This is a genomic window from Amycolatopsis thailandensis, from assembly GCF_042723255.1.
Lineage (GTDB): Bacteria > Actinomycetota > Actinomycetes > Mycobacteriales > Pseudonocardiaceae > Amycolatopsis > Amycolatopsis thailandensis.
In genome coordinates this window covers 1-8,530 of sequence record NZ_JBHXJK010000008.1, presented here as the reverse complement: position 1 = coordinate 8,530, position 8,530 = coordinate 1, and the positions used below count along the sequence as shown (strand labels likewise).

The following is an 8,530-nucleotide window of genomic DNA, read 5'->3' as shown; positions in this document are numbered from 1 at the left end:
CGGGGGCGGTGCGCACCCCCCCCCCCCTTTTTAATACACGGGGGAGTCCTTGTTTTTACTCCCCCCCACCCCCCATTTATTCACACTTCTCGTTCGTCAGGCGACCAAGTTCGCGTAGACGATGACGTTGTCCTTGTAGCTGTGCTCTTCCTTGTCGAAGACACCGCCACAGGTGATCAGCCGCAGCTGCGGCTTGTCCGTGTTGCCGTAGACCGCTTCCTCGGGGAACTGGTCCTTGGGAACCTGGTCCTTCTTCTCGACCACGAACTTCAGGTTCTTGCCGTCGCTGCGCTCGACGAGCACCTCGTCGCCCGGGTTGACGTCCTTGAGCTTGAAGAAGATGCCCGGCTGCTTGTTGCCGTCGACGTGCCCGAGCAGGATCGCGGGCCCGACCTCACCGGGCACCGGGGAAAGCCGGTACCAGGCCGCCTGCATCGGGTGCTTCGCCGTCGGGACGGACATCTTGCCGTCCTTGTCGATCGCGACCGTGACGAGACTCGACTCGGCGCCGATCTTGGGGATCTTCACGCTCGTCGGGCGAATACCGTTGAACGGCTTGGCGACCGAAGGAGCCGCTGCCGCGGCGGTCGCGGGCGGCGCCGCCGGAGGGGTGGCGTCGGAACCGCAACCGGCCAGTGCGAAGGAAAGGAACAGGGTGGCCGCGACCGCGCGACCACCCCGCCTCGGAAACTTCATGGACATCCGATCAGGCCGCGGTGGCGCCGAAACCGGTCTCGATGCCGCCCTTGGGCTTCAGCTTGACCTGCTTCTTCACCTTGGCGCCCGGCGCGGTCGCGCCGCCGCCGACGGTCTCCTCGAACTCGATGTCACCCTGACCCGGCTTGCCGTCGCAGGTCCAGGTGAAGGTGCTCGACTTGCCCTTGAAACCGGGCTTCACCTGGACGATGTAGATCCAGGTGTACGTGCCGCTGCCGTCCTCGAACGACTCGAGGATCTCGAAGTCCGCCGCGGTGACGCCGGTGGGCTCCGAAGCGCAGATGACGGCCAGCGCGCCGATGCCGTCCGGGTCGATGTAGCCGGCGCCGACGGTGAAGTCCGGCTTCGGCTCCTCGGTCGGGGTCGGGGTCGAGCTGGACGTCTTGGTCGGCGTCGGCTTGCCCGAGGTTTCGGACGGCTTGCCGCTGGTCGGCGTCGGCTGCTGCGAGGACGACGAGGTCGGGGTGCTCGTCTCCGGCGGAGCCGTGGTCACGGGACCACCGGTGTAGGTCGGCCCCGGCGGCACGGAGGCCGAGGTCTCGGTCGGCGCCGCGGGGGGCTCCGTCGTCGTTTCGATCTGCGCCATCGCGACCGGCGTCACGGCCAGCGAGATGACGGCGCCGGCCAGCACCGCGCCCGCGAGGCGGCCCAACGTCTTCTTCAAAGTGATCTCCCAGTGAAAAGCATCGCAACGCATGGTGACCCCCACCATGCGACCACCCGGGGGAAAATCCCACGTTCGGGTGACAGCGCGATCTTGCCCGAAAAGTGCGGGTCTTCAGTAGCGAAAGGACAGTGACAAGAACCACTGGGAAAACCGGTAACATCAGGATGATCCGGCCCGATACAAGGGCCTGAAAGTCGCTCAACAGAGGGAAAATCTCCGGGCGACGGGGAAATGTTAACACCCGGACGGCCGGAACGGTTGCGCTGCGGAAGCATTTTTTCGGCGGCCTCCGAACGTCGCGAAAACGTCGGTTTCAGTGCCCGAAGCTGCGAATTCTCGTGATTACCCAGGCGTTTGTTACCGACCGGTTCACACGTTCGGAGTACCTACCGGTGAGAGACTGACCATTCGGCCGCCAAAACAGGTACTCAGCAACCTGAAGGTCACGATCAGGAAACCAGGCCTCAAGACGCTAGCCGAGCGCGGAGGCCAGATCCGTCCACAGATCTTCCGGATCTTCGAGCCCGACGCTGAACCGGACGAGCCCGGCGGGAACGTGGGCGTCACCCGCCAGCCACGCCCGCCGCTCGACCAGGCTCTCCACCCCGCCGAGGCTGGTGGCGGCGCGGATCAGCCGCAGCGACCCGATGACCTTGTCCGCGGTCTGGGCGTCCGGCAGCTCGAAGGCGATCATCGTGCCGGAACCGGGATAGCGCACCCGGGTGATCGCGGGATGGTCGAGCAATCGGGCCGCCAGCAGCGCGGCCGTGCGGGTCTGCTCGGCCAGGCGGACCGGCAACGTCCGCAGCCCGCGCAGCGCCAGCCACGCTTCGAGCGCTCCCGGCGTCGCCCCCATCCGGGTGCGCGCGTCACGCAGGTCCTTCGCGACGCCTTCGTCGGCCGCGATCGTCAGGCCGAGCAGCAAGTCACTGTGGCCGCCGATGAGTTTCGTCGCGCTGTGCACGACGATGTCGGCGCCGAGTTCGAGGGGCCGCTGCCCGAGCGGGGTGGCGAACGTGTTGTCCACGGCGACCAGGCCGTTCGCGGCGGCGGCGATCGTCTCGATGTCGATGACGTCGAGCGTCGGGTTGGTCGGCGATTCGAGCCACAGCAGGTCGGCGTCCGCGGCGGCGACCCACGCGGCCGTGTCGTCCGGCGCGATCTCGGTGACCACCAGGCGGCCGGTGCGATGCGCGTGCGCGAGCAGGCCACGGGACCCGGCGTAGGAGTATGTCGGGGCGCAGACCTTCGCGCCGACCGGCAGTGTGTCGACGACGGCGCTGAGCGTCGCGATCCCCGAGGCGAACGCGGTGGCGTGCCCGCCTTCGAGCGCGCCGATCGCGGCTTCGAGGGCTTCCCAGGTCGGGGTGCCGTTCTCCCGCGAATACGCGCGATCGGCGCCGGCGTCGAAGGTGCTCGCCGCGACGATCGGCACGTTCAGCGGTTCGCCGGGGCCCTCCGGGCGTCCGGCGGCGACGGCGAGGGTGCGGGGTGACCAGTCGTTCGTGTTCACCCCGCCACCGTAAACCGTGTTCCGGCTAGTGGGCGTACACCTCGAACTCGTACAGGGAGTAGCCGTACTTCGTTCCTCGCTGGACACCGGCCATCCGGACATAACGGCCGTCGGTCGCCTCGAAGGCGACGTTGTCCTGCCCGCCGTCTCCGTCCACTATGGACGCGACGTCGCGCCAGGTCGTCCCGTCGGACGACACCTGCACCTTGTACGCCTTGCCGTACGCGGATTCCCAGTGCAGGACGACCCGGGAAACGCGCTGCGCCGAACCGAGGTCGACGGTGATCGACTGGTTGTCGCTCCAGTCGCTCGCCCAGCGCGTCGAGAGGTTCCCGTCGATCGCGTTGGACGGCGGCGAGTTGTACCAGCCGGTCTCGTGACTGCTCGCGCTCACCGAACGGCCGGTGGCGAGGTTGGCGATGTTGTCGCCGCGCTTCGCCGGGAACTCCACGACCTGCTGGAAGGTCGGCCGGTTCTGCGTGCTCATCTTGTCCTGCGTGATGCCGCCGAGCGCGCGGTGGATGATCGTGTCGGCGCACCACTGGTCGCCCGCGCCGCAGTCCCCGTCACCGGGGTACACAGTGTTGGCGGGCTGCGCGGCCGCCTGCGTCAGCGAATCGAGCAGCACCTGACGGCAGGCGTTGACGTCGCCGCCACCGCAGTACTTCACCGGCAGCGGACCGGCGACGTTCTGCCCGAGGACCGACCGGATGTCCTTGTGCACGTAGCCCCACCAGCCGGACTGGTACGACGAACCCGCGTGCGCCTGGCCGACGTGCTTGCCCGGGATCTCGTTCTGCCAGCCCGAAGGCGTCTCGTTGATCTTCAGCACGCCCACCATGGCGGCGTAGGCGGCGTCACCCATGCCGGGTTTGAACTGGGCGTTGACCAGCAGCGGCCACCAGGCGTCCATGATGCGGATCGCGTCGGCGTTCGCGTAGGCCTTGCTGCCCGGCGAGGTCTCCGAACGCAGGGCGCCCGCGGAAAGCCAGATCTTCAGCTTCGCCACCGCGTCCGCGGCCGGCCCGGTCACCGGTGCCTTGTCGAGCACCTTGAGCAGTTCCGGCAGCACCTTCTCCGCGCGAAGGTCGGCCAGTGCCGCCTCCTCCATGGCCTGCGTGAGGTTCACCCGCGTCACCTTGGTGCCGTTGGAGACCATCTTCTTGACCCGCGCGTCGATCAGATCGCCGCGGTGCACCGAACTCTTGTCCGCGCCGCTGGCCGCGTAGCCGTTGCTCTGCGCGTTGTTCCAGCTGATGTAGTAGTCCTGGTTGACCGACTGCGGATGCTGCGACGACGGCGTGTAGTTCGCGAGGTTGCCGTCGGGGTTCCAGCCCTGCCAGTCGAATCCGGCGTCGCCCTTCACCGGCATCGCCGGGTCGACGTTCGGATTTCGGACCGGGTTCGAGCCGGAGTTGAAGTACGCGATGTCGCGGGAGTCGGCGTAGAACCAGTTGTAGGTCTGGTTGACGTCGGCCGCCGCGGCCTGGAAGTCCTTCGCCGACTTGATCGCGTCCGGGTCGTTGAACTTCTGGAAGCCGATGATCGTGTCGATCTCGTGCTGGAAGGTCGACCGCAGCGACGCGTACGCGACCGGTTTGCCGCCGACCAGGGCCCGGCTCGTCACCGGTCCGTATTTGGTGCGGAAGCTGCGCAGCGTGTACGAACCTTCGGCGGTCCCGTCGGCGATGGTGGGCTTCCAGGCGTTCTTGCGCTCGACGATGTCGAACGGCAGGCACTGGCCGCGGAAGCGGTAGAAGTTGGAGTTCTTCGTCGGCGCGGAACCGTTCTGCTCGCACAGTTCGACGGCGTAGGTGTCGGTGATGTCCTGCGACGCCGAGGTCGCGCTCCACGAGTAGTCCTTGCCGCGACCGAGCAGCACGTACATGCTGATGCCCGCGAAGGAGGCGCCGCGGGCGCTGATGCCCGGGCCCTGGAGTTCCTGCAACATCAGCAATTGCGGCGCGAAGTAGCCGGCCTGCGGGCCGAAGACGGCGACCGGGTGACCGCTCGCGGTCTTGGCGCCGGAGACGACCAGCGCGTTGGACATGCCGTGTTTCTCGGAAAGCATGTTCCCGGGCAGGACGCCGTCGTCGAAGATGCCGCGGACGGCCTTCTGGTCCTCGGGCGCCGGAACGTCCACCTTGGCGGGCGTCGCCGTTCCGGCGGAACCGGTCGGGTCGAAGACCAGCTGCTGCCCGGAAACCGAACCCTTGTCCGGCATCGCGGCGCCCTGCGGGTTCGCGGGTGCCTTGCCGTAGTCGAAGTTCTGTCCACTGTGGAGGGTCTTGACGGTCTCGGGGTCGTCCTCCGACCGAAGGCCCTTCCAGACCTTGTCGCCCTGTTCGAGTCCGTACTTCTCCTGCATCGCCATCTTCGCGATGGCGTTCTGCACCTCACCGCCACCGCCGGCGCCGAACTGCGCGCCGACGACGGCGGCGAGGACGACGAGGTCGGTCAGCTTGAACGGCTCGATGGTCCCGGCGTTCGTGATCGCGTCGACGTGTCCGGTCAGGACGTACTCGCCGGGGAAGTAGCGGCCGCTGTGCGCGTCGGAGATGTACTTGTTGACGCCCTCGACGTAGGCCTCGGCGTCGGCCTTGCCCTGCGCGCCGCGCGGACCGCTGGCGGCGGCGTTGTCGATCTGCTTCTGGAGTTCCTGTTCGGTGTAGGGCGCCGAGGCGAAGAAGCTCTGCTCGAGTTCGCGGTTGCCCTGCGCGCCACCGGCGTACGAGGTCAGCTGGCCGCGGCCGACCCGGCGCATGATGTCCATCAGCCACAGGCGGTCCTGCCCGGCGGCGTACCCGGCGCCGTACATCGTGCCCGGCCGTGTCGTGCCGACGATCCGGGGGACGCCGGTCGCCTTGTCGCGGGTGATCGTCACGTCCGAACGCGGTTTGATCGTGCTCTCGACCTGTCCGGACCGGACCCCGAACGAGGCATCGTTGAAGAACTGGTTGATCTTGTCCGTGGTCAGCGTCTTGTAGCCGTCGGCGAGCGAGGCGTACTTGCCGAGCTGATCGGCGGAATGCGCGGGACGGGTGCCGAACGCCTTGTGCGCCAGGATCTCGGCGAGTGTGGCGTTCCCCTTCGTGCCCGGCGGCAGGATGTCGCCGCACTGGCCACCGCAGTAGTCGTCGAGCGCGGCCGCCACCACGGAGCTCTGTGGGGCTTCCGCCGCGCTCGCCTGAAGTGCCGGAACGGTTCCCGCCACCAGCGTCAACCCCGCTAGCGTCGTCAAGACCCGTATGCCTCGTCGCATGAAAGACCTCCGTCGTCGGAGAGTGACGAGGCGCACACTACCCACGGGTATTCAAATTTGTGAAGACTATTCGCGTTCTTGCCACCGTTCGGCCGAACACTCGTCCTGCGGACCCCGGACCTGCACAGGTAGCTTGTCACCATGTCTTTGGAGAAGCCCCAGATCGATCGCCCGGAGGGCGCAGCGCCCGCCGACCTGGTGAAGACCGACATCTCCGTCGGCGACGGCCAGGAAGCGAAGGCCGGTGACACCGTCTCGGTGCACTACGTCGGTGTCTCGCACTCGACCGGTGACCAGTTCGACGCGTCGTGGGACCGCGGTGAGCCGCTGCGCTTCGGCCTCGGCGCCGGTCAGGTCATCCCCGGCTGGGACCAGGGTGTCGCGGGGATGAAGGTCGGCGGCCGCCGTCAGCTGGTCATCCCGCCGCATCTGGCCTACGGCGAACGCGGCGCCGGCGGCGTCATCAAGCCGAACGAGACCCTGATCTTCGTGGTCGACCTGATCGGCGTGAACTGACCCAGCTCACCGCGCGATGAGCCCCCGGCGAACTCGGCTCCCGGGGGCTTGTCGCGCCGTTTCGGATCAGACGGCCTGCAACCGTCGCATCGGCCGTGCGAACGGGTTGTCCGCGGCGCCATCCGAAAAGCCCGCCAGCTCGGCGATCTCCTCATCGGTGAGGCCTTTGGCCCGCAACGTGTCCCCGATCGCCGTGACGAGCCCCGGAGTCTCCGGAGCCAGATGATCACCGTCAGGCTCGGCCGTTTTCCAGCCGCGAGCGTTCATGGACTTGTAGAAGCTCGTACGGTCCGCTGCCGAAACCTGCTTGAGTGAGTAGGCCCTCTCGAAGAGCGCTTGCATCGAGACTCCCCAAACCCGCTTCATGTCTCGTAGATGACCAAGGGTCACAGGACGCAGGTCCGGCTTGATCACGTGCGACGGCATCAAGAACTCCGCCGCGAATTCATTGGCTTCCCGCTCCGGGTCTTCGGTCGCGACCCCGTTGTGGAGCACGAGATGACCGAGTTCATGAGCCAGGGTCAGCCGCTTCCGATCGATCGGAGCCGCCGCGTTGATCAGCAGCACCGGGTGATCGCCGATCCACTGGGAAAGCCCATCGATACGGGACGTGCCGAAGTCCTCTTCCAGGATCACGCAACCAGCGGCTTCAAGCCATCGAGCCAGGTGTCGCACCGGTCCTACCGGCAGCCGCCATTGAGCGCGCACCATCAGGGCCGCCTGCTCGGGGGTCGTGTCGATCGGGTCGAACGTCGGGACGGTCTGTTCCGCCCGCATCGACACTTCCTCGAACAACAACGAAACATGCAGCCGATAGACGTTCAATCGCGCTTCCAGCCTCCGCCACGCCGAAGCCTTGGTCGTTCGCTGACGCCGCATGTGCGCGTCCACGGCGAGCGCGCCCCGGACAGCGTGATCCCGGGTCAAAAAGCGTGTCGATACGCCCAAAGAGCCTGCGAGCCGGTTCACGACGTCGTCGTCAGGCATACGTTGATCGTTCTCGTAACGGGACAACGCGGCCTGGGTGATCTCGGCCTTGGCGCACAAATCCGCCTGCGTCAGGCCGCGTGCGCGGCGAAGTGTTTCCAGCACATCGCCGATTCCACTCACGTCGCTTCGTCCTCCTCGTCTCGGGCCAAGGCCTCGTACAGGTCGATCTGGGGGAGCGACGGATCGACAGGAGTCCAGGTGATTTCCGCACCCTTGGCTCCGGATGCCTCAGCATCCACCTCCACAGCCCAGATCGCATCTTTGTCCAACCCGTCGCGGAGGGAGACGATCGTGCTGCCGATCACTCGCTCTTCGGGGTCCCAGCGATAACCGAAGCCCAGACGAACCTCTTCCAATCCTTCCAGAGCTTCGGACTGCGCCCAGAAGGCGAGCGCGGATTTCGTGGCATACGACCGGATGCGGTCTCGGACCGTGTGCCGCTTCACACGGGCGCGGTACCGGAGACCCACTGTGACCTCGCGAGTGACGCCTTGGTCCACCAGCTCGACCGAATCGATGTCGGTGAGCTCTCGACGCAAGTGCGCCCAAAGACGGTCATGGATCCAGTTCGAGAGGCCTCGGTCACTGCTGTCCGCCACCCAACCCGGGAAGGCGTCGCGATACTCGGCCAGGTCCGCCCTGGCCGCGGTCGTGGCGTCGACCAGAGCGCTGACAACCTTGTCTCCGAGGTCGTGCAGCACATCCTCGGCCATGGGGTATGAAAACATACCAGAAAATATACCGGCTGCGCACCCGCAACTACCAGCACAAACGTGTACACAGGCCCTTGAGATGGGGTCGAAACGGCCCTGGCGTCGGACCCCAAGATCAACCGCCGCCCTCACGCACCGTGGGGGGTCCGGGG

Annotated in this window: 7 protein-coding genes; 1 reads left to right on the top strand and 6 read right to left on the bottom strand. The window is 66.8% G+C overall.

Annotated elements, in window-relative coordinates; translation table 11 throughout:
- Positions 1-96: 96 nt before the first annotated feature.
- From ACFWMR_RS04980 to ACFWMR_RS04965, 4 genes are all read right to left on the bottom strand, one after another.
- Positions 97-702, bottom strand: coding sequence for a class F sortase (locus ACFWMR_RS04980; RefSeq protein ID WP_093934629.1), 606 nt, complete (start codon positions 700-702; stop codon positions 97-99).
- Between the two features lie 4 nt (positions 703-706).
- Positions 707-1,381: a hypothetical protein gene (locus tag ACFWMR_RS04975; protein WP_378377123.1), complete on the bottom strand. Its 675-nt coding sequence runs from the start codon at positions 1,379-1,381 to the stop codon at positions 707-709.
- Positions 1,382-1,856: 475 nt separating this feature from the next.
- A complete protein-coding gene (locus tag ACFWMR_RS04970) occupies positions 1,857-2,897 on the bottom strand; it encodes a trans-sulfuration enzyme family protein (RefSeq protein ID WP_378377121.1) in 1,041 nt (346 codons plus the stop codon).
- Positions 2,898-2,922: 25 nt separating this feature from the next.
- Positions 2,923-6,159: a penicillin acylase family protein gene (locus ACFWMR_RS04965; RefSeq protein WP_378377119.1), complete on the bottom strand. Its 3,237-nt coding sequence runs from the start codon at positions 6,157-6,159 to the stop codon at positions 2,923-2,925.
- Positions 6,160-6,300: 141 nt separating this feature from the next.
- Between ACFWMR_RS04965 and ACFWMR_RS04960 the strand changes: the two genes are divergently transcribed.
- Positions 6,301-6,675, top strand: a complete 375-nt coding sequence (locus ACFWMR_RS04960; protein WP_378377118.1) for an FKBP-type peptidyl-prolyl cis-trans isomerase — start codon at positions 6,301-6,303, stop codon at positions 6,673-6,675.
- A gap of 66 nt (positions 6,676-6,741) precedes the next feature.
- Here the strand turns inward: ACFWMR_RS04960 and ACFWMR_RS04955 are convergent, their stop codons facing one another.
- Complete coding sequence (locus tag ACFWMR_RS04955; protein WP_378377116.1) at positions 6,742-7,785, bottom strand: ImmA/IrrE family metallo-endopeptidase; 1,044 nt, start codon at positions 7,783-7,785, stop codon at positions 6,742-6,744.
- The gene (locus ACFWMR_RS04950) at positions 7,782-8,378 is read right to left on the bottom strand and encodes a hypothetical protein (protein ID WP_378377114.1); all 597 of its coding nucleotides are present in this window, start codon (positions 8,376-8,378) and stop codon (positions 7,782-7,784) included. Before ACFWMR_RS04950 ends, ACFWMR_RS04955 begins: the two co-directional genes overlap by 4 nt.
- Positions 8,379-8,530 lie beyond the last annotated feature (152 nt).

Bases quoted from the DNA above. Each gene is read 5' to 3' on its own strand.
- ACFWMR_RS04965 (WP_378377119.1), bottom strand. From the start codon at position 6,159: ATGCGACGAGGCATACGGGTCTTGACGACGCTAGCGGGGTTGACGCTG.
- ACFWMR_RS04950 (WP_378377114.1), bottom strand. From the start codon at position 8,378: ATGGCCGAGGATGTGCTGCACGACCTCGGAGACAAGGTTGTCAGCGCT.
- ACFWMR_RS04960 (WP_378377118.1), top strand. From the start codon at position 6,301: ATGTCTTTGGAGAAGCCCCAGATCGATCGCCCGGAGGGCGCAGCGCCC.
- ACFWMR_RS04980 (WP_093934629.1), bottom strand. From the start codon at position 702: ATGTCCATGAAGTTTCCGAGGCGGGGTGGTCGCGCGGTCGCGGCCACC.